Below are 20,244 nucleotides of genomic sequence, written 5' to 3' on the forward strand. Positions count from 1 at the left end.
TGTGCATGCGATCCGCGGGTATCTGACCCCGGACGTTGCGGCGCAGTTGCAGCTGATCATCGACGCGATCCTCAACCCGAAAGGCGACGGCCCACCCATGCCCGGCGTGCACTTCGCCCCCAGCGATGGGGCGGATGCCGACACTGACTCTGACTCTGACGTCGACGCGCATGCGGACGGGGGAGCGGATGCGGAGGCGGATGCGAACGCGGAGGCGGAGGCGGAGGCTGGCGCAGACGGTGACGACACGGATCCGTTCAACTCGGACCCGCGGTGCGTGCTCGACGACCGCACCGCGGCGCAGAAGCGCCACGATGCCCTGGCGATGGTGTGCGCGATCGCTGCCCGACACAACGACATGCCCACCCTCGGTGGGTCATCACCCGTCCTGGTCGTGAACGTCGACGCGAAAGACCTCGCTGGCACATCGGGCGGTAATGGCGGGTGGGCGACGATCCCCGGATCCGGTGCCCACCTCCCCGTTTCCGTCGCCGCGCACATCGGCTGCGCCGGCACCATCCAACGAGTCCTGTTCGATGAGGGCCGGATCATCGGCATCACGACCACCGACCGCGTCTTCACCGTGCATCAACGCCGGGCGATCGTCGCCCGCGACAAGGAATGCCTCATCCCCGGATGCCACGTCCCGGCATCCTGGTGCGAGATCCATCACGTCGTCGAGCATTCCAGGGGCGGTCCGACGCATACGGATAACGGTGTGCCGTTGTGCTGGTGGCACCACCGATCCCTCGGCACCTCCGGGTGGGAGATCCGGATGGACGACGGCATCCCGCAGGTGCGGGGCCCGAGATGGTGGGATCCCGAACAGCGATGGCGCACCCCGAGACTCAGCCTCCCGCGGAACGCGCACGTTCGGGGTNCACAGGCATCGGCGGCCTCTTCTTCCGCAGCAGAGACCCGGAGGCTCGTGCCGCCTGGTACCGAGAGCACCTGGGAATCGGGGCTGGACATGACGGCATGTGGCAGCAGGAGGCCGGCATGACCGTGTTCGCGCCGTTCGCGGCAGACAGCGACTATTTCGACGCCGACCAGCAGTTCATGCTCAATCTGAGAGTGTCGGACATCGAGGAGCTCGCCACGCGACTCGACGCCTCAGGGATTCCGGTCGAGCGCCGCGACGAGTGGAACACCGCCGAATACGGCACCTTCGCCCGCATCCATGATCCCGAAGGCCTCGCGATCGAACTCTGGCAACCACCCGCCGGGTAGGAGAACCGCGCTCGGTGGAGCCGCGCTCGGTGGAGCCGCGCCCAGAAGAGCCTTGCTCAGTGGAGCCGCGCTCAGGCAGGTCCGAGGCGGAGCACCTCGGGCGACTCGCCGCCGGTCAGCTCGTCGGCGATGCGGATGCTGCGGGCCAGATCGTCGAGTGCGCCGTCGAGCGTGCCGAATCGCTCGCGTTCGCTGCAGACCGCGGTCAGCGTCACCAGATGGGTGCCGGTATCCCACGTGTAGGTCGCGAACGGAGGGCTCGCGGGCGACGGCGGCATCGACACCACGAGCTTCTCGCCCGCACCCAGCCACCGGCTCGAGAACGAGACCGTGTCGTCGTAGTCCATCGGCATGGATGCCCGAGCGATGCGCACCTCAGGGGTGAGCGCTTGCACGGTGGCCATCGCGACGACGAGCTCCGGGTCGGCCTTCCACGTCCACACGAGAACGCGACCGGCGGCCCTGCGCATCAGCAGGGGAGCGGCCTGGCTCATCGCCCACGCTCCGAACCGGGATCCGGGCCGTTCCGTGACGCCGATCGCCGAATTCACCTGGCCCAGCAGCATCCGGATCGCGGCCTTGCGGTGCCGTCGGCCCTTCCAGCCGAGCGAGTCCGTGACGGGGATCCACTGCTGGGGGTCGGCGTCAGCTGTCAGTCGCATGCCTCCACGCTAGGGGGTGAGGCTGAGGGATGCCGGTATGCCTCGGCGGCTCGATCAAGGCCCTCGGGTAGAGTGGCCAGCGCCCGATCGGGCTCTTTGACCGCCGTACCGTAAGGCAGAATGTCCTCCTCTACCTCCGATCCGACGAGTGCTCCCGACGTCGCCCCCGACCCCGGGCAGCGTCCCCTGCGCATCCTGATCGGATGCGACACCTTCGCGCCCGACATTAACGGCGCCGCCCGCTTCGCGGAGCGCCTCGCAGCCGGTCTCGTGCAGCGGGGAGAAGACGTGCACGTGGTCGCCCCGAACGTGGCCTACCGCCGCACCCCCGCGCAGACCGAGGTGATCGAGGGCGAGCCGATGACCATGCATCGGCTTCCGTCGGTGCGCTGGGCACCCCACGACTGGCTCCGCTTCGTCTGGCCGTGGCGTGTCAAGCACTACGCGCGGAAGATCTTCGACAGCGTGCAGCCCGACGTCGTGCACATCCAGTCGCACATCGTGATCGGTCGTGGCCTTGCCCGCATCGCGCACGAGCGCGGCATCCCGGTGATCGCCACGAATCACGTGATGGCCGAGAACATCCTCGACCACACGACCATGCCCAAATGGGTCGATGACCTGGTGCTGCGCTGGGCCTGGGGCGACGCGAAGCGCACGTTCGCCCTGACGCGCGCGATCACCACGCCGACACGTCGCGCCGCAGACTTCCTCGAGCGCACTGTCGCCGTCGAGAACGTGATCCCCGTCAGCTGCGGCATCGATCGCACCCAGTACACGCCGGTGATCGCCCCTCGCGAGAAGAACCGCATCATCTTCGTCGGACGCCTGACCGCCGAGAAGCAGGTCGAGGTGATCCTCGACGCCATGACGAAGCTCGACCCGGCGCTCGAGACGACCTTCGACATCGTCGGCGGCGGCGACCAGCGCAAGCAGCTCGAGAGCCTCACGACCCAGCTGGGTCTCGGCGATCGGGTGACCTTCCATGGACGCACGACCGACGAGGACCTGCGGGCCCTGCTGTCGCGCGCATCCGTGTTCACGATCGCCTCGATCGCCGAGCTGCAGTCGATCGCGACCATGGAGGCCATGGCCTCCGCGCTGCCGATCGTCGCAGCGGATGCCGTCGCCCTGCCGCACCTCGTGCACGACGGCGAGAACGGCTACCTGTTCGAGCCCGGCAACGCGGATGCCCTCGCCGCACGACTGACCGACGTGCTCACCGCATCGCCGGGAGAGTATGCGCGGATGCAGCAGGCATCGCTCGACGGTGTCGCGATCCACGACATCAATCGCACGCTCGACACGTTCGAGGCGCTGTACCGCGACGAGCCGCTGCCCGAGTGACGGCCCGCGCCATGCACATCGTCTTCTTCGGCGATCAGCACCTGGACTCCCTCGGTGGGGCACAGGTGTCGATGCGGCTGCAGCGCGAGTTCCTCGAGCGGGCCGGCCACACGGTGACCGTGGTCGCCCCGAAGATGCACGGAGCGCGCGCTTCGGACGTCACGGATCCCTCGAATCTCGATCTGCCGTCGGTGCCGATCACCGTCGACCGCGAGTACTCGATGAGCTGGCCGGGGCGTACGACCGATCGCTTCCTCGACCGCGCGATGACACATCGACCGCCGGTCGACCTCGTGCACGTGCAGGCCGACTTCTGGGGTGCATTCATCGGGCACCGGTACGCCGCGCGACACGGCATCCCGGTCGTGCACACCCTGCACAACCGGGTCGATGTCGGCATCGCCGCGGTCACGCCTCTGCACCGCCCCGTGCTCGGGGTGCTGAACCTCTGGCGGCGCCGAGCGTTGCGCGGTGTCACGGCACCGGTGGGTGGGGCCGACGGCTGGGCGTTCCTGCGTGGCATCGCCAGTGGTGCGTCAGCCGTGACCGCTCCGTCGACCCACTTCGCTCGCCGTCTCGAAGAGCACGGGGTCTTCAGCCCGGTCGACGTCGTCTGGAACGGCATCGACGACGACGTACGTGAGGCGACACTCGCCGCCGTGCCGACAGATCGCGCGCCCGGTCGGCCCCGTTTCGTCTGGCTCGGACGAATGAGTCCCGAGAAGCGACTGCTGCCGTTCCTCGAGGCCTTCGTCGACTCGGGGGTCGACGCGGATCTCGAGATCATCGGCGGCGGAGCACAGCGGTCGGCCGCGGAGAAGATCGTCGCAAGCTCGGCGAACGTGCGGTTCGCCGGCAAGCTCAGCTACCCCGACACCCTCGCGCGCATCGCCGGCGCAGACGCTCTCGTGCAGACCTCGATCGGCTTCGAGACCCAGGGCATGACGCCGTTCGAGGCCGCGACCCTGGGCACGCCGTCGGTCATCAGCGATCCCGACATCGCGGCCGAGCTCGGCGGCGGGCTCTGGGCCGTCCCCGGGGCCGCAGGCACCGAGGCGCAGCGCAAGGCGGGTCTCGTCGAGACGCTGCGCCGCGCAGCATCCGACATCGCCGCTGGCACGGCACCGATGCCGATGCGCGAGGTCTCGGAGGCATTCCGCCAGTCGTCGCGCACGGCCGCGATGATCGAGGTCTACGAACGGGTGCTCGCCAGCTGAGGCACTGGTCGTCGAGGCTGAAGGCGCTCCGACCGAACAGCCCTAGCGTTGGGGGTGCTCAGTATCCGAAGTAGTAGAAGACGTTCGACACCCATGACACGAGCGTGCCGACGACCGTGCTGCCCGCCACGCCGACGGCGATGGCGGCGAGCAGATGCGGCGCCGGACGCCGCAGCGCGATGATGCCGAGCACCAGGCCGGTCGCGGCCACCGCCAGGACGAGCAGGTTCACAAGGTTCGACAGGAAGTCGACGACGCCGAAGCCGATGCTCATGTACAGGAGCGGCGTCACGAGCTGGAAGAGCAATCCGATCGCGACCCCGACCACGGCAACGAGGAATGCCGTGCGTCCGAGGGCACCGGGGCGGCCGGATTGGCCCGGAGCGTACGGCTGCGCGGGTGCGCCGTAAGGCTGACCGGGCTGGGTGTAGGGCTGGCCCGGTTGTGAGTAGGGCTGGCCGGGCTGGGAGTGCGGCTGGCCCGGTTGGGAGTACGGCTGGCCGGGGTGGACGTAGGGCTGGCCCGGTTGTGAGTAGGGCTGACCCGGCTGGGAGTGTGGCTGACCGGGCTGGGCGTAGGGCTGACCCGGCTGGGAGTGCGGCTGGCCGGGTGCGCCGTACGGCGGGCCGGGCTGGGAGTGCGGCTGTGCGGGCTGCACTGGGTGGGACTGCTGACGGGGATCCTGCGCAGGCTGCTGTGGTTCGCTCATGGGTGGCTCCGGGACGCTCAGTAGGTCAACGCGTAGAAGAGATTCGAGACCCAGGCGACGAGGATGCCGGTGATCTGGGCTGCGGAGATGCCGATCGCGATGCCCGCGAGCACCTGCTGTCCCGGTCGCCGCACCGACATCAGGCCGAGAATGAGTGCCACGATCGCGACGATGAGCACCAGTCCGTTGCCGATGGCTCCGAAGGCGCCGATCGATGACGGGTCGGCGAGCGTGCGGATGATCACCGGATAGGCGATGGTGACGAGGAGCGCGATGCCGAGCGCACCCAGCGCCACGATGAACGCGAGGCGACCGAGCGACGCGCCGGTGGATGCCGGAGAAGAAGAAGACGAGCCCGGGTACGGCTGCCTGGCATACGGCTGGGCTGGGTTCTGCGGCGCCGGGTTCTGCTGCGGCGAATACTGCTGCGCCGAGTGCTGCTGCGCCGAGTACTGCGGTGACGCCGGCTGCCCCTGCCCTTGCGGGGGAGTTCCGTACGGCTGCGCGGGAGGCTGCTGCGGCTCGCTCATGGTGTCGAGCGTAGCCGCGCATCCGGCCAGCGGGGAACCCTCGTGCGGGGCCTCGTGCGGAACCCTCCGCCGGAGCTCAGCGGTACGTGTGCCCCGCCTCGGCGCGGTCGAGGGTGTCGTGGTCGGCTACGCGTGACCAATCGGTGGGCACATGACGGTATCCGTCACGGCGGAGTTCGACGATGGTGGCGATCAGCGCCCACGCGCCGAGTGCGAGAAGTGCGATGAGAAGGATCATGGCAGAAACGCTACGATCACTCTTGATCTGCCACGAGTGGCAGAATAGACTACGGGCGTATGAAAACTGCCAACTCCGGGAGAGCGTCATGATGAAGACCGTCGCCTGCGTCGTGCAAGACGGATTCGCGCCATTCGAGTTCGGCCTCGCCTGCGAAGCCTTCGGTCTCGACCGATCGAACGACGGCGTGCCGAATTTCGACTTCCGGGTCATCGCTCCGCATCCGGGTGTCGTGCAGTCCAAGCTCGGCTTCTCCATCAACGTCGAGCACGACCTCTCGTTCGCGTATGAGGCCGACCTCGTGGTGCTCTGCCCGGTGCCGCGGGAGTACTGGCCGAACATCGATCCGCTGCTGCTCGACGTCGCCCGCGACGCTGTGGCGCGCGGCGCGTGGCTGCTGACGATCTGCAGCGCCTCGTTCATCCTCGGCGCTGCCGGAGTGCTCGACGGTCGCCGCGCGACCACGCACTGGATGTACTCCGACATCATGGCCGAGATGTACCCGAAGATCGACATCGACCCCGATGTGCTCTTCGTGCAGGACGGACGGATCATCACGAGCGCCGGCACGGCCGCCGGGATCGACGCCTGCCTGCACCTGCTGCGCCAGGAGCTCGGCGCCGAGCTGACGAACCGCATCGCTCGACGGATGGTGGTGCCGCCGCAGCGCGACGGCGGACAGGCGCAGTTCATCGACCGACCGATCCCGGTGGTTCCGAGTGATTCGCTCGCCGCAGTCGCCGACTGGGCGGTCGAGCACCTCCGCGACGACCTGGGCGTCGATCAGCTCGCGGCACGAGCGCTCATGTCCCCTCGCACCTTCGCGCGCCGGTTCAAAGCCGAGTACGGCGCGACCCCCGCAGCCTGGCTCGCCCGTCAGCGGGTGCTGCACGCCCAGCGGCTGCTCGAACGCAGCGACCTGTCGCTCGAGCAGATCGCCGACGAATGCGGCTTCGGGTCGGCGGCGGTGCTGAGGCAGAACTTCTCACGTGTGCTCGGCACGACGCCCACCGCCTATCGGGCGCGATTCTCATGCGTCGACGACGCGGAGACCACCGCGGCCTGACCGGCTTCAGACTGCCGGAAGCTCGGCGCCCCCTCGATGCACTCTCAGTGGTCCCAGTGAGCGGGACTCGGGAGCGCGTGGTAGTCGACCTCGACCCCTGCGGGGGTGACGGATGCCGTGCAGTACAGCAGTGACTGCGTGGGATACCCGTGCGGGCGGTTGTCGCGGATGATCGCCCGGTCGTCCTCGGGGTCCAGCAGGGCGGAGGAGGCGAGCAGCGAGATCCACTCGCCGTTCCAGTCCGCGCTGTCGGCAGCCGGGCCCAGAGCGCGGAACTCCGGCAGCCAGGCGGCGATCCGCGGCGTCTCGGAGTCATCGAGATCGTCGTGCGCGATCATGTGGATGCCGTCGCTGATCGGCGTCTCGCGCAGCTCGGCGCCGTCCCAGCTCAGCACGCGTGATCCCTCGGGGCGCACCTCGAGCAGGTTGAACCCGTGCATGGGCAGCGGTGCGATCGGCGACCGGCCCGCCACCGACTCGAGTGCGAGCGATCCGCGTGACACGGCGACGTCGTCGGCGAGATCGACCACGTCGGCGCGGTTGAGCAGCACGGCGAGACGTCGTTCCGCGGGATTCACGGCGAGCCAGGCTCCACCGGCTCGCCGATCGCGGATCCCCGAGACCCCGGGGTGCGCGTCCGGCCACCATTCGCCGAGGGCATCCCACTCGCGCAGCGGATCCTCATCGCGCACCGCGAGCAGACGCGCGGTGTCGGGGCCGGCCACATCGATCACCACGGTGCACACGGCAACAAGTCTAGGTCGATGCTGCACGACCGGAGCCTCAGCCCCGGTGGGGCGGATGCTGCGGCAGAATCGAACCGTGAACATCGTCGTCGGAGTTACGGGTGGCATCGCCGCATACAAGACAGTGCACCTGGTGCGACTGCTGACCAAGGCGGGTCACGACGTGACCGTGGTGCCGACGGAGGACGCACTGCGCTTCGTGGGCACGCCGACGTGGGAGGCGCTGAGCCGGCATCCGGTCACGACGAGCGTGCACGACGACGTCGCGCGCGTCCGCCACGTGGCGCTCGGCCAGGGAGCCGATCTGGTGATCGTCGCCCCCGCGACCGCGAACTCGATCGCGAAGATCACGGCGGGCATCGCCGACGACCTGCTCGGCACCACGCTGCTCGCGACCGAGGCGCCCGTGCTCCTCGCGCCCGCCATGCACGCCGAGATGTGGCGGAATGCGGCGACGCAGGCGAACATCGAGACCCTCGTCTCGCGCGGCATCCATCTGGTCGGCCCCGCTGACGGCGAACTCGCCGGAGGTGACAGCGGGCCGGGACGCATGTCCGAACCCGAGGCGATCTTCGAGGCCGCCGTCGCGCTGCTCGCGCCTCGTGACCTCGACGGACTGCGGGTGGTGATCTCGGCCGGCGGCACCCGCGAGCCGATCGACCCCGTGCGGTTCCTCGGCAACCGCTCGAGCGGGCGGCAGGGCGTCGCGTTGGCCGCCGACGCGGCAGCGCGAGGAGCGGATGTGACCGTGGTCGCGGCGAACGTCTCGGCCGACGTGCTGGCCGCGGCGCGGCATCCGTCGGTCCGGGTGATCTCCGTGGGGACGGCCGCCGAGCTCTCGACGGCGATGAAGGATGCCGCCCGCTCGGCCGACATCGTGATCATGGCCGCCGCAGTCGCCGACTACCGACCGGCATCCGTCTCGGAGCACAAGCTCACCAAGGAGCAGGGGGTTCTGACGCATCTCGCGCTCGTCGAGAACGAGGATGTCGTCTCCGCTCTGGCGGTGTCGAGGGCGGACGGGGGAGCGCCGCAGGGTCAGACGATCGTCGCCTTCGCGGCCGAGACCTCAGAGAGCGCGTCCGAGCGGCGGGATCGCGCTCGCCGCAAACGCGAACGCAAAGGCGTCGACCTGCTCGCCGTCAATCTCGCGAACGCGGAGCAGGGTTTCGAGCGGCCCGACAATGCGGTCGAGATCGTCGGCGAGGGCGGTGAGGTCGTGGCCTCTGCCGCTGGGACCAAGCGCGAGGTCGCTCGAGTGATCCTGGACGCCGCGCTGACTCTGCGGTAAACTTGAGTCAAGTCCACTCAACTTTGCGGACTGCATCCACGAGAACGTGACCAGAAGGAGTCTCCCAGGAGGAACGCATGCCAGGCCCACAGAGCGCACAGAACGACGACCAGCAGTCCGCCCTCGAGCAGTTCGGGATCAACCTCACCGACCGCGCCCGTCAGGGCAAGCTCGACCCCGTCATCGGACGGGACAGTGAGATCCGGCGCGTCAGCCAGGTGCTCACCCGCCGCACCAAGAACAACCCGGTGCTGATCGGCGAGCCCGGCGTCGGCAAGACCGCCGTCGTCGAAGGACTCGCTCAGCGGATCGTCGCGGGCGATGTCGCCGAGTCCCTCAAGGACAAGGAGCTGGTGTCGCTCGACATCTCGGCTCTCGTCGCCGGTGCCATGTACCGCGGCCAGTTCGAGGAGCGCCTGAAGAGCGTCCTCAAAGAGATCACCGAGTCCGACGGGCGGATCATCACCTTCATCGACGAGCTTCACGTGCTCATGGGTGCGGGCGGCGGCGAAGGCTCGGTGGCGGCGTCGAACATGCTCAAGCCCATGCTCGCCCGCGGTGAGCTGCGCCTGATCGGTGCCACGACACTCAACGAGTACCGCGAGTTCATCGAGAAGGATGCCGCGCTCGAGCGACGCTTCCAGCAGGTCTACGTCGGCGAGCCCACGGTCGAGGACACGATCGCGATCCTCCGCGGGCTCAAGGGCCGCTACGAGGCGCACCACGGTGTGACGATCTCGGACAGCGCCCTCGTCGCCTCCGCGGCGCTCTCGAACCGTTATCTCCCTGCCCGCCAGCTCCCCGACAAGGCGATCGACCTGATCGACGAGTCGATGTCGCGACTCAAGATGGAGATCGATTCGTCCCCCGTCGAGATCGACCAGCTCAAGCGCCAGGTCGATCGCATGAAGCTCGAAGAGCTCGCCCTCAAGCGCGAGAAGGACGCAGCCTCCAAGGAGCGCCTCGCGGCGCTCCGGGAGCAGCTCGTGGGCATGGAGGCGCAGCTCGCCGACCTCGAGGCCCGCTGGGCGCGCGAGCGGCAGGGGCTCAACCGGGTCGGCGACCTGAAGAAGAAGCTCGACGACGCGGTCACACAGCGCGATCTCGCGATGCGCGAGGCCGACTACACCCGTGCCTCGAAGCTCGAGTACGAGACGATCAAGCGCCTCGAGCGCGAGATCGCCGAGGCCGAGCAGGCCGAGGCCGCCGTGTCGAGCGAGGGCCGCATGGTCAACGAGCAGGTCACCGACGAGGACATCGCCGCCGTGATCGCGGCGTGGACCGGCATCCCGGTCGGCCGTCTGCTGCAGGGCGAGAGCGAACGGCTGCTGCACCTCGAGTCCGAGCTCGGTCGTCGGCTGATCGGCCAGAAGGATGCGGTCAAGGCCGTGTCCGACGCCGTGCGGCGATCGCGTGCGGGCATCAGCGACCCCGGTCGCCCGACCGGATCGTTCCTGTTCCTCGGGCCGACCGGTGTCGGAAAGACAGAGCTCGCGAAGGCCCTCGCCGACTTCCTCTTCGACGACGAGCGCGCCATGGTGCGCATCGACATGTCGGAGTACGGAGAGAAGCACTCCGTCTCCCGGCTCGTCGGCGCCCCTCCCGGCTACGTCGGCTACGAGCAGGGCGGTCAGCTCACCGAGGCCGTGCGCCGGCGTCCGTACAGCGTGGTGCTGCTCGACGAGGTCGAGAAGGCGCACCCCGAGGTGTTCGACGTGCTGCTGCAGGTGCTCGACGACGGTCGTCTGACCGACGGCCAGGGTCGAACGGTCGACTTCACGAACGTCATCCTGATCCTGACCTCGAACCTCGGTTCACCGATCCTCATCGACCCGACGCTGTCGCCCGATGAGAAGCGCGAGCAGGTGATGGCTCTGGTGCACCAGGCGTTCCGACCGGAGTTCCTCAACCGCCTCGACGACATCGTGATGTTCTCGGCGCTCAGCCAGGACGACCTCGCGCAGATCGTCGAGCTCTCGATCGATCAGCTGCACAACCGGCTGCGTGATCGCCGGCTCACCCTCGCGGTCACGCCGGATGCGCGATCGTGGCTCGCCGAGCGCGGCTACGACCCGATGTTCGGTGCCCGTCCGCTGCGACGCCTCATCCAGACCGAGGTGCAGAACAAGCTGGCGACGGCGCTGCTCTCGGGTGGGGTGCACGACGGCGACACGGTGCGGGTCGACGTGGCGGCCGACGGCACGGGCCTCGTGCTCACGTCGACCGCGCCGGAGCCCGACTCCGGGACCGAGCCGGACGACGATGACGTGATCGAGGCCGAGCTGCTCGACGACTAGAGCCGGACACAGAGCCGGACACAGGGCCCGACACGGGAGCCGGACAGAGCCGGACACAACAGAGGGGCGGATGCCGCAGCATCCGCCCCTCTGTCGTATGTGCCCGAGCGGAAGCTCAGGCGCTGAGGATGACCGTCTCGCCGATCGGGCGGCGCACGCGCGGTGCGGTCTCGCCCTGCTGGAGGCCCTCGGGAAGACCGGCGGCGTCGCCGTACTCGCCGACGGCGATCACGGTGAGTGCCGAGAATCGCGGCGACAGGTCGGCGAACTCGCGGATGACCTCGGGGTCGAAGCCGCTCATCTGGTGCACGAGGAGACCCTCGTGGTGGGCCTGCACCGAGAAGTGCGCGACAGCCTGGCCGAGGTCGTAGACCGCGTGGCTGATGGCCTTGCCCTCTTCGGACTCGGTCTCGGCGATCGCGACGATGAGCGCCGACGCCTTCGAGGCCCAGAGCTGGTTGAACTCGACCAGCGAGTCGACGACCTGGTCGAACAGCGCGGTGCCGCGGCGAGCGACGATGAAGCGCCACGGCTGCAGGTTGTACGCGGACGGCGACCAGCGCGCCGCCTCGAGAGCGGCGTTCAGCTTGGCGTCGTCGATCGTGTTCTCCGCGTCGTAGGCGCGGGGGCTCCAACGCCCGGCGAGGACGTCGAGGACGGGGTGCTCGGTGGGGGCGGTGCGGTCGATCACGGGAGTGCTCACGGAAGTGCCTTTCAGAAAGGAGTCGATCGGACTCCTTCGTCCGCGTACAAGCGTCTCAACGGATGTATGTGCGCGCATATTCCCGATGACGGGATATGACGTCGTCGGACTGTGGATGGCGCAGGAGCAAGCTCAGTCGAGCAGGTTGCGGGAGGCGGCGGATGCGAGCGCTCGCCGCACGGCGCGGATCGACGGGGCCGCCGCCGACACCCGCCGGGCCGACGAGAAGATCTCGCGACGGGGTTCGTCGGGGAGCGGGGTGAGCGCGACCGTCGGCGCCTCGCCCGCCCAGACGAGCTCGGGGAGCAGTCCGACGGCGAGGCCCGCGCGGATCAGGCGCACATGCGCGGTGAGGTCGGCGACCTCGAAGCGCACGTCGGGCTCGAAGCCGGCGGTGCGGCAGAGCTGCTCCGCCCACGCGCGGGAAGCGGTGCCTGCGGGTTCGAGCACCCACGGGTCGTCCCTCGTCGACCACAGTGCGGCGACGGCATCGACGGCATCGGCATCGGCGTCCTCGGCATCCGCTGCGCCGGGCTGTCGCGCGAGTGCGATCGAGTCGTGCACGAGCACCACCCGGTCGAGGTCGGCGTGGATCGGGCGGGTGCGCCCCGGGTACTGCTCGGCGAGGATCAGATCGAAGTCACGGCTCGAGACTCCGACGAGCCCTGTCTCGGGGTCGCTCTCGGTGACCTCGACGCGGAGGGCCGGATGCTGGTCGCGCAGCGCATTGAGCGCGCCGGGGAGCAGCGAATGCGCCGTCGACTGGAACACGGCGATGTGCACCGTGCCGGTGACCTCGGTGAGCGACTCGGCGACGGCGACCTCGGCGTGCTCGAGCTGGTCGAGGATGCCGATCGCCTCGGCCACGAGCACGTTCCCCTGCGGGGTGAACTGCACGCCTCGGCCCACGCGGCGCAGCAGCGGGACGCCCACCTCGCGCTCGAGCGCGCTGAGCTGCTGAGACACGGATGCCTTGCTGTACGAGAGGGCATCCGCGACGGCCGACAGGGTGCCCCGACGGGACAGTTCGACCAGCATCCGCAGTCGATTGACGTCGAGCATCCGCACCGCTTTCTCGCCGAGCCAATTGTTCAGTCCAACTGAACAGAAATCACTCGGATCGGTTGATAGACGTAGCCTACTCGCGCGTCTGACAATGATCGAGCCGCACACGTACCCGGGTGTGCGATCCCCTGGAAGGTTCACCTGATGACTGTCGTCGCCGACACCACCACTCCCGACACGACGCCTCGCACCGAAGAGGTCGCGGCCCTCGTGCAGCGCTGGCTCGCCGAGAGCGAGACCCACCCCGTCGAGCCCGCCGCCCAGCGCCTCTCCGAAGTCCTCAAGGACCCGAACGGACTCGCCTTCACCGTCGGCTTCGTCGACGGCGTGATGCGCCCCGAAGACCTCAGCGTCGCCGGCCGCACGCTCGCCGAACTGTCGGAGATCACTCCCTCGCTGCTGCCCGGCTACCTCCGTGCCGCGATCAAGACCGGTGGCTTCTGGGCTCCCAAGCTTCCCGGCGTCGTCGTGCCGATCTCCCGCCGCGTGCTGCGCGCCATGGTCGGGCACCTCGTGCTCGATGCGACCCCGTCGAAGCTGGGCCCCGCGATCGCCAAACTGCGCAAGAGCGGCAACCGCCTCAACCTCAACCTCCTCGGCGAGGCCGTGCTCGGCGAGCGGGAGGCAGGCCGTCGCCTTCAGGGCACCTACGACTTCCTCGCCCGCAAGGACGTGGACTACGTCTCGATCAAGGTCTCGAGCGTCGTCAGCCAGCTGTCGATGTGGTCGTTCGACGAGGCCGTGGCCGACGTCGTGACCAAGCTCACCCCGCTGTACGAGCTCGCCGCGACCTCCGAAGCCGCAGGCAAGACCAAGTTCATCAACCTCGACATGGAGGAGTTCCGCGACCTCGACCTCACGATCGCGGCGTTCACCAGCATCCTCGACCAGCCGGGCCTCGAGAATCTCGAGGCCGGAATCGTGCTTCAGGCCTACCTGCCCGACGCGCTCGGTGCGATGCAGCAGCTGCAGGAGTGGGCGACCGCCCGTCGGGTGAAGGGCGGGGCGCCCATCAAGGTGCGTGTCGTCAAGGGCGCGAACCTCGCGATGGAAGAGGTCGACTCGAAGGTGCACGGCTGGCCGCTCGCCACCTACGGCACCAAGCAGGACTCAGACACGAACTACAAGCGCGTGCTCGACTGGTCGATGACGCCCGAGCGCATGGATACTGTGCGCATCGGCGTCGCAGGCCACAACCTGTTCGACATCGCCTACACCTGGCTGCTCGCGCAGGCGCGCGGGGTGACCGATGCCGTCGAGTACGAGATGCTGCTCGGCATGGCGACCGGCCAGGCCGAAGCAGTCCGCAAGGACGTCGGCCAGCTGCTGCTGTACACACCGGTCGTGAACCCGGCCGAGTTCGACGTCGCGATCGCCTACCTCGTGCGCCGCCTCGAAGAGAACGCCAGCCCCGAGAACTTCATGTCGGCCGTGTTCGAGCTCGCCTCGGACCCGGCACTCCTGACCCGCGAGCGCGAGCGCTTCGAGCGTTCTCTCGCAGGGCTCGAGGCCGACCGCTCGGTGCCGTCGTCGAACCGCGTGCAGGACCGCGCGGCTGAGGCGGAGACGCACGCGGAGACACACGCGGAGACGCAGGTGGATGCTGTGACCACCGGCTTCGAGAACCAGCCCGACAGCGACCCGGCGATCGCCGCGAACCGCGCATGGGGTCGCGAGATCCTGGCGCGCTCTGTGGACTCGATGCTCGGTGTCGACTCGATCGCCCTCGCCAAGGTCGAGACGACCGATGAGCTCGACGGCATCTTCGCCGCCGCATCCGCTGCCGCCGCGACGTGGGCCGCCCTGCCCGCCGCCGAGCGCGCCGCCGTGCTGCACCGCGCGGGCGACGAACTCGCCGCCCGTCGTGGTCAGTTGATCGAGATCATGGCGCACGAGGCGGGCAAGACGATCGCCGAGGCCGACCCCGAGGTCTCGGAGGCGATCGACTTCGCGCACTACTACGCCGAGCGCGCGCTCGACCTCGAGACCGTCGACGGTGCCGAGTTCGTGCCGTCGAAGGTGACCGTGGTCACGCCGCCGTGGAACTTCCCCGTCGCGATCCCCGCGGGCGGCGTGCTCGCCGGTCTCGCCTCGGGCTCGGGAGTCGTCATCAAGCCCGCGAAGCTCACGCAGCGCTGCGGCGCCGTGATGGTCGAGGCGCTGTGGGCCGCAGGCGTTCCCCGTGACCTGCTCGCACTCGTCGACCTCGCGAACCGCGACCTCGGCACCCGTCTGGTCGCGAGCCCCGAGGTGGATCGCGTGATCCTCACCGGCGCGTACGAGACGGCGCAGCTGTTCCGCTCGTTCCGCGCCGACCTGCCGCTGCTCGCCGAGACCAGCGGCAAGAACGCGATCATCGTCACGCCGTCGGCCGACCTCGATCTCGCGGCCGCCGACGTCGCTCGCAGCGCCTTCGGCCACGCCGGCCAGAAGTGCTCGGCCGCATCGCTGGCGATCCTGGTCGGATCGGTGGCCGACTCGAAGCGGTTCGAGCGCCAGCTCGTCGATGCCGTCACGTCGATGCGCGTGGGGCTGCCCGAAGACCCGGCGACCCAGATGGGCCCGATCATCGAGCCGGCGAACGGCAAGCTGCTGACCGCGCTGACCACGCTCGAGCGAGGCGAGCGCTGGCTCGTCGAGCCGAAGAAGCTCGACGACGAGGGAAAGCAGTGGACGCCCGGCCTCAAGATCGGCGTCGCGCCCGGCTCGACCACCCACCTGACCGAGTTCTTCGGCCCCGTGCTCGGCATCATGCACGCGAAGGACCTCGACGAGGCGATCCGTCTGCAGAACGCCGTGGACTACGGCCTCACCGCCGGCATCCACTCGCTCGACTCCGACGAGGTCGCCACCTGGCTCGACCGTGTCGAGGCCGGAAACCTCTACGTCAACCGCGGCATCACCGGCGCGATCGTGCAGCGTCAGCCGTTCGGCGGCTGGAAGCGGTCGGCCGTGGGAGCCGGAGCGAAGGCCGGCGGCCCGAACTACCTGTTCGGCCTCGGCGACTGGGCCCCTGCAGAGCTCCCCGCCTCAGCCCCAGGCGCCGCCGTGATCCCTGCCGTCGATGCCCTGCTCGCCGCCGCCGGCTCCGACCTCGGCGCCGTCGAGATCGAGTGGCTGCATCGCGCGGCCGCCGCCGACGAGCGTGCGTGGACCACCGAGTTCGGCACCGTCAGCGACAAGTCCGGTCTCGGCGTCGAGCGCAACGTGTTCCGGTATCGTCCTGTCGCCGCCGACGTGCGCATCGGCGAGACCGCGGCGCTGGCCGACGGCATCCGCGTGATCGCCGCAGCGCTGCGCAGCGGCAGCCCGTTCACGGTGTCTGCCCCTGCTCTGCCGTCGCGGGTCGAGAAGGCGCTGCGCGCCCAGGGCATCACCGTGACGCACGAGAAGGATGCCGCATGGGTCAAGCGCTTCGCCAAGGCTGCGGCGAAGGCCGAGCACAGCTGGCAGCGGGTGCGCCTCGTCGGAGGCGACGCCTCCGCTCTGTTCGAGGCCCTCGGCGGAACCCCCGATGTCGCCGTCTGGTCGCACGCCGTCACGGGTGCCGGACGCGTCGAGATGCTGCCGTTCCTGCACGAGCAGGCCGTGTCGATCACGAACCACCGGTTCGGAAACCCCACGACCCTGTCGGACGGCCTGATCTGACCCGGGTCTGATCCCGGTCCTGCCCTCCGGAACGGGCACGACTTCGGATCTGCGGCTGGACACGCCCCAGAACACGACGGATGCCGCGGCGTGGCGGCCGCGGCATCCGAAGTTGTGCCCGGGAAGAATCCGGGTGGCGGGTCGGGGATTCCCTCAGCCGCGCAGCGCCTCCACGAGCTTCACCCTCGAGCCCATGCGCAGCAGCGAGTTCTCGTAGATCTTCGCGCCGACCACGATCGCGGCGACGCAGCTCGCGAGCAGGATCACGAGGCTCAGCAGCGGCTCCCACCACTGCGCCTCGCCCACGAAGAGCCGCATCGGCATGCCGACCGGAGCCGAGAACGGCACGTACGACATGATCGTCAGCACCAGCGGGTTGTCGTTGAAGATGATCACGAGCACGTACGGCGCCATGATCAGCATCGTGATCGGGGTCGTCGTCGAGCCGATGTCCTCCTGGCGGGAGACCATCGACGCCGCTGCGGCGAAGAGCGCCGCGAGCAGGATGAACCCGAAGAGGAAGAACACCGCGAACCAGATGATCGGGGCGCCGAGCGTCGACAGCACCTCGCGTTGGCCTGTCGCGATGAGGCCTATCGTGGCGACCGCGGCCAGAGCCAGGATCTGACCCATCGCCAGGATCGTGTTGCCGATCACCTTGCCGGCGAGCAGCGTCCGCGCCGAGATGGTCGACAGCAGGATCTCGACCACGCGGGTCTGCTTCTCCTCGACGATGCTCTGGGCGATCGTGCCTCCGAAGGTCGCCGCGGCACCCATGAACACGATGCCGAAGGCGATCGCGATGAAGTACCGCAGCAGCGGGTTGGTCGTCGCAGGTTCGAGGATCTCGACAGTCGGGGCCTGCGACAGCGCCGACACGAGAGAGGTCGGGGCGTCCTTGAGCGCAACGACCGTGACGCCGGTCGGACCGTCGCCGGGGAGGACGGCGGCGTCGACCTTCTCGTCGCGCAGCAGCTGCTCGGCCGCCGCCTGATCCGACACCTCGGTGACGTCGATGTCGGGCAGCGCCGACACGAGGGACGCGGTCTCGGAGGTCACGGCCACCGGCATCGCATCGGTGTTCTTGCTCGCGAAACCGCCGATCACGATGCCGGCCAGCGCGATGAGCAGCAGGACGCCCGTCGAGATCAGGAAGGCCTTGCTGCGCAGCTTCGAGCCGATCTCACGTTCGGCGACGAGCCAGATCATCGAGGCCTGCGAGCTTGCGCCGGAGCCTGTGCCGGCAGAGCCGGTGCTGTTCGAGGTGCTCACTGGATGACCTCCTTGAAGATCTGGGCGAGAGAGGGATGCTTGGGGGCGAAGCTCGCCACGTCGCCGCGCTCGACGGCGGTGCGCAGCACGCGCTGCGCGACCTCGGCGTCGTCGGCGTCGAACAGGGCGTAGCCGCCCTCGAAGTCGAGCACGGTGATGCCCGGCTCGGCCCGCAGCCACCCGGCGTCCCCGGCGGAGACCAGCTCGTACCGGCTGCCTGCGTGCTGCGCGCGGAGCGCATCGCGGGAACCGGATGCGCGGATGGTTCCCGCGGCGAGGATCACCAGGTCGTCGCACAGCCGCTCGACGACGTCGAGCTGATGCGAGGAGAACAGGATCGAGGCGCCCTTCGCCGCCGACGACTGCAGCACCGACGCCACGACGTCGACCGCGAGCGGGTCGAGGCCCGAGAACGGCTCATCGAGGATCAGCACCTCGGGGTCGTGCACGAGGGCTGCCGCGATCTGCGCGCGCTGCTGGTTGCCGAGCGACAGCGACTCGATCGTGTCGCCGAGGCGCTCCTCGAGCCCGAGCTCGGTGAGCAGGGCGGTCGCGCGGGTGGCGGCATCCGTCTTGCTGAAGCCGTGCAGACGGGCGAGGTAGACGATCTGCTCGAGCACCTTCATCTTCGGATACAGCCCGCGCTCTTCCGGCATGTACCCGAAGTGGCGGCGGTCGGCGCTGGTGAGCGCCGTGCCGTCGAGTTCGACATGGCCGCCGTCGGAGCCGAGCAGCCCGAGGATGATCCGCATGGTCGTGGTCTTGCCTGCGCCGTTGCCGCCGACGAACCCGGTGAGACGCCCGGGGGCCACCTCGAACGAGACGTCGTCGAGCACACGCCGCGAGCCGTAGCTCTTGGTGATGCCGCTCAGTACGAGCTTTCCTGTGGTCATGCCCTCACGCTATGGCGGGGCGCTGCACCGCGGCATCCCCCCTGTGGCGGATCTGTGCGGTGGATCTGCACCTCGCCCGAAGCCGTGCTCGTCCGTCGTGCGGGGGAGCTTCCTGCCTCAGCCCAGGAACAGGAACGAGAAGATGCCGATCGCGAACGGGGCCATGGTCACCACGAGCATGACCCCGACGATGATGCCGACGATCAGCCACGGGCTTCGGCGCTTGAGGCGCTGACCCGGCGGGGCGACACCGGGAGGAGGAGGGGTGAGCAGACCCTGCGGAGCCGCGAACGGCAGCGCAGCGGATCCCGCAGGCCCCGGGGCTGCGGCCCCGTAGGCGGGGAGGATCGGATGCTGCGCGACCGGCGCGGACAGTCGCAGCCGGTCGTCGCGCCACCGCGCCCACTGGTCGAGCTTCGTCAGCAGAGCGCCGACCGCGCCGAACAGCCACGCCCAGGTCGCCGGGTCGAGCGTCGACACCTCGCGTCGCGCGTAGAGGAAGAGCCAGTCGTCGACGATCTCGACATCGAGCTGTGCGGCGTGATCGATGAAGCGCGCCATGACGTCGGGCGTGAAGAGATAGAGGGCGTCGACCTCGTAGCCCGCAGGGCAGAATAGCGAGAAGTACCGGTCGAAGTCGCCCTCGAGCGAGAGCCGCTGGTCGCCGCGGAACGCGCCGGCGACGGTGCTGCCGAGGGTGTTGTTGCCGAGCGCGTCGAGCACGATGTTCGGCAGCGGGACGTCGAGCTTGACGGCGACGTAGCCCCAGCGGTGCGTCTGCGACTGCTTGCCGTTGCTCGTCGTGTACTGATAGTTGCCGAACTCGACGAACCGGGGTTCGACCCCGCGGAGCACGTCGGTCGACATCCGGCTCGATCCGCTCGAGAAGATCATCCCCGGCAGAGGCGGGTCGTCGATGCGCTCGAAGTAGCTCATCGCGTTCGCCCCCGCGAAGCGCGCGAGGCGGAAGCGGGTCAGATTGCGCGTGCGGATGCCTCGGCGCACGAGCATCACGATTCCCACGATGAGACCCGCGAAAAGCAGCAGTGCGACGAGCCCGGCGACCGCGACCCCGGTGCCGCGTCCGATCGTGTACCCGAGGCCCAGGATCATGATCCCGATGACGGGCACCACGCACAGCAGGGCGAATCCCATGGCGACCCACGCGATGATCTGCCCGGCGGAGGAGCGGTTGGCCGCGCGCTGGGCACGGGCGAATGCGTCGACCTCGGCGGGGTTCACCGGGTCGAGCAGTGCGCGGGCGTCGAAATGACCGGCGGGGGTGCCGGCTGACGGGACGGGCGCTGGTGCGGGAACGGTCACGCCCCCA

General features: G+C 69.1%; 18 protein-coding genes. 8 read left to right on the forward strand and 10 right to left on the reverse strand.

What is annotated here, in order from left to right; translation table 11 throughout:
* A partial coding sequence (locus ASF80_RS18790; protein ID WP_157521091.1) for an HNH endonuclease signature motif containing protein occupies window positions 1-880 on the forward strand: 880 nt, incomplete at both ends.
* An 8-nt stretch (window positions 881-888) separates the two neighbouring features.
* Window positions 889-1,230 (forward strand): VOC family protein, encoded by a 342-nt coding sequence (locus ASF80_RS19600; RefSeq protein ID WP_157521092.1) that lies wholly within the window; start codon window positions 889-891, stop codon window positions 1,228-1,230.
* A gap of 71 nt (window positions 1,231-1,301) precedes the next feature.
* Here the strand turns inward: ASF80_RS19600 and ASF80_RS13325 are convergent, their stop codons facing one another.
* A complete protein-coding gene (locus tag ASF80_RS13325) occupies window positions 1,302-1,892 on the reverse strand; it encodes a hypothetical protein (RefSeq protein ID WP_056311474.1) in 591 nt (196 codons plus the stop codon).
* Window positions 1,893-2,012: 120 nt separating this feature from the next.
* Here ASF80_RS13325 and ASF80_RS13330 point away from each other — a divergent pair, with 120 nt between their 5' ends.
* Complete coding sequence (locus tag ASF80_RS13330) at window positions 2,013-3,239, forward strand: glycosyltransferase (protein ID WP_056311475.1); 1,227 nt, start codon at window positions 2,013-2,015, stop codon at window positions 3,237-3,239.
* Window positions 3,236-4,456 carry a glycosyltransferase gene (locus ASF80_RS13335; RefSeq protein ID WP_321163972.1) on the forward strand — a complete coding sequence of 407 codons (1,221 nt, stop codon included), beginning with the start codon at window positions 3,236-3,238 and terminating at the stop codon, window positions 4,454-4,456. Before ASF80_RS13330 ends, ASF80_RS13335 begins: the two co-directional genes overlap by 4 nt.
* A gap of 58 nt (window positions 4,457-4,514) precedes the next feature.
* Here the strand turns inward: ASF80_RS13335 and ASF80_RS19190 are convergent, their stop codons facing one another.
* The 3 genes from ASF80_RS19190 to ASF80_RS19125 all read right to left on the reverse strand — a co-directional run bounded on the left by ASF80_RS19190 (window position 4,515) and on the right by ASF80_RS19125 (window position 5,933).
* Window positions 4,515-5,165 (reverse strand): hypothetical protein, encoded by a 651-nt coding sequence (locus ASF80_RS19190; RefSeq protein WP_200934787.1) that lies wholly within the window; start codon window positions 5,163-5,165, stop codon window positions 4,515-4,517.
* 17 nt (window positions 5,166-5,182) lie between these two features.
* Window positions 5,183-5,695, reverse strand: a complete 513-nt coding sequence (locus ASF80_RS13345) for a hypothetical protein (RefSeq protein WP_056311479.1) — start codon at window positions 5,693-5,695, stop codon at window positions 5,183-5,185.
* A gap of 76 nt (window positions 5,696-5,771) precedes the next feature.
* Entirely contained in the window at window positions 5,772-5,933 is a 162-nt protein-coding gene (locus ASF80_RS19125; protein ID WP_164481744.1) for a hypothetical protein, read from the reverse strand.
* Between the two features lie 91 nt (window positions 5,934-6,024).
* Between ASF80_RS19125 and ASF80_RS13350 the strand changes: the two genes are divergently transcribed.
* On the forward strand, window positions 6,025-6,999 hold the full coding sequence (locus tag ASF80_RS13350) for a GlxA family transcriptional regulator (RefSeq protein WP_200934813.1): 975 nt from the start codon (window positions 6,025-6,027) through the stop codon (window positions 6,997-6,999).
* 44 nt (window positions 7,000-7,043) lie between these two features.
* Here ASF80_RS13350 and ASF80_RS13355 read toward each other — a convergent pair whose 3' ends face one another.
* On the reverse strand, window positions 7,044-7,745 hold the full coding sequence (locus ASF80_RS13355; protein WP_200934788.1) for an NRDE family protein: 702 nt from the start codon (window positions 7,743-7,745) through the stop codon (window positions 7,044-7,046).
* Between the two features lie 76 nt (window positions 7,746-7,821).
* Between ASF80_RS13355 and coaBC the strand changes: the two genes are divergently transcribed.
* Together coaBC and ASF80_RS13365 are read left to right on the forward strand one after the other, a co-directional pair.
* Window positions 7,822-9,036: a bifunctional phosphopantothenoylcysteine decarboxylase/phosphopantothenate--cysteine ligase CoaBC gene (coaBC, locus tag ASF80_RS13360; protein WP_056312131.1), complete on the forward strand. Its 1,215-nt coding sequence runs from the start codon at window positions 7,822-7,824 to the stop codon at window positions 9,034-9,036.
* Between the two features lie 77 nt (window positions 9,037-9,113).
* A complete protein-coding gene (locus tag ASF80_RS13365; RefSeq protein WP_082488317.1) occupies window positions 9,114-11,333 on the forward strand; it encodes an ATP-dependent Clp protease ATP-binding subunit in 2,220 nt (739 codons plus the stop codon).
* A 115-nt stretch (window positions 11,334-11,448) separates the two neighbouring features.
* On the opposite strand, the gene ASF80_RS13370 is transcribed toward ASF80_RS13365, so the two are convergent.
* Together ASF80_RS13370 and ASF80_RS13375 are read right to left on the reverse strand one after the other, a co-directional pair.
* On the reverse strand, window positions 11,449-12,036 hold the full coding sequence (locus ASF80_RS13370) for a nitroreductase family protein (protein WP_056311483.1): 588 nt from the start codon (window positions 12,034-12,036) through the stop codon (window positions 11,449-11,451).
* A gap of 132 nt (window positions 12,037-12,168) precedes the next feature.
* A complete protein-coding gene (locus tag ASF80_RS13375; protein WP_056311485.1) occupies window positions 12,169-13,098 on the reverse strand; it encodes a LysR substrate-binding domain-containing protein in 930 nt (309 codons plus the stop codon).
* Between the two features lie 147 nt (window positions 13,099-13,245).
* Here ASF80_RS13375 and ASF80_RS13380 point away from each other — a divergent pair, with 147 nt between their 5' ends.
* Window positions 13,246-16,749 carry a proline dehydrogenase family protein gene (locus tag ASF80_RS13380; RefSeq protein ID WP_056311486.1) on the forward strand — a complete coding sequence of 1,168 codons (3,504 nt, stop codon included), beginning with the start codon at window positions 13,246-13,248 and terminating at the stop codon, window positions 16,747-16,749.
* A 153-nt stretch (window positions 16,750-16,902) separates the two neighbouring features.
* Here ASF80_RS13380 and ASF80_RS13385 read toward each other — a convergent pair whose 3' ends face one another.
* The 3 genes from ASF80_RS13385 to ASF80_RS13395 all read right to left on the reverse strand — a co-directional run bounded on the left by ASF80_RS13385 (window position 16,903) and on the right by ASF80_RS13395 (window position 20,237).
* Entirely contained in the window at window positions 16,903-17,958 is a 1,056-nt protein-coding gene (locus tag ASF80_RS13385) for an ABC transporter permease (RefSeq protein ID WP_056312134.1), read from the reverse strand.
* Between the two features lie 59 nt (window positions 17,959-18,017).
* Entirely contained in the window at window positions 18,018-18,914 is an 897-nt protein-coding gene (locus ASF80_RS13390) for an ABC transporter ATP-binding protein (RefSeq protein ID WP_056311489.1), read from the reverse strand.
* Window positions 18,915-19,031: 117 nt separating this feature from the next.
* Window positions 19,032-20,237, reverse strand: coding sequence for a hypothetical protein (locus tag ASF80_RS13395; protein WP_056311491.1), 1,206 nt, complete (start codon window positions 20,235-20,237; stop codon window positions 19,032-19,034).
* Window positions 20,238-20,244 lie beyond the last annotated feature (7 nt).

It is taken from the genome of Microbacterium sp. Leaf159 (assembly GCF_001423615.1).
In the GTDB taxonomy this organism is placed as follows: domain Bacteria; phylum Actinomycetota; class Actinomycetes; order Actinomycetales; family Microbacteriaceae; genus Microbacterium.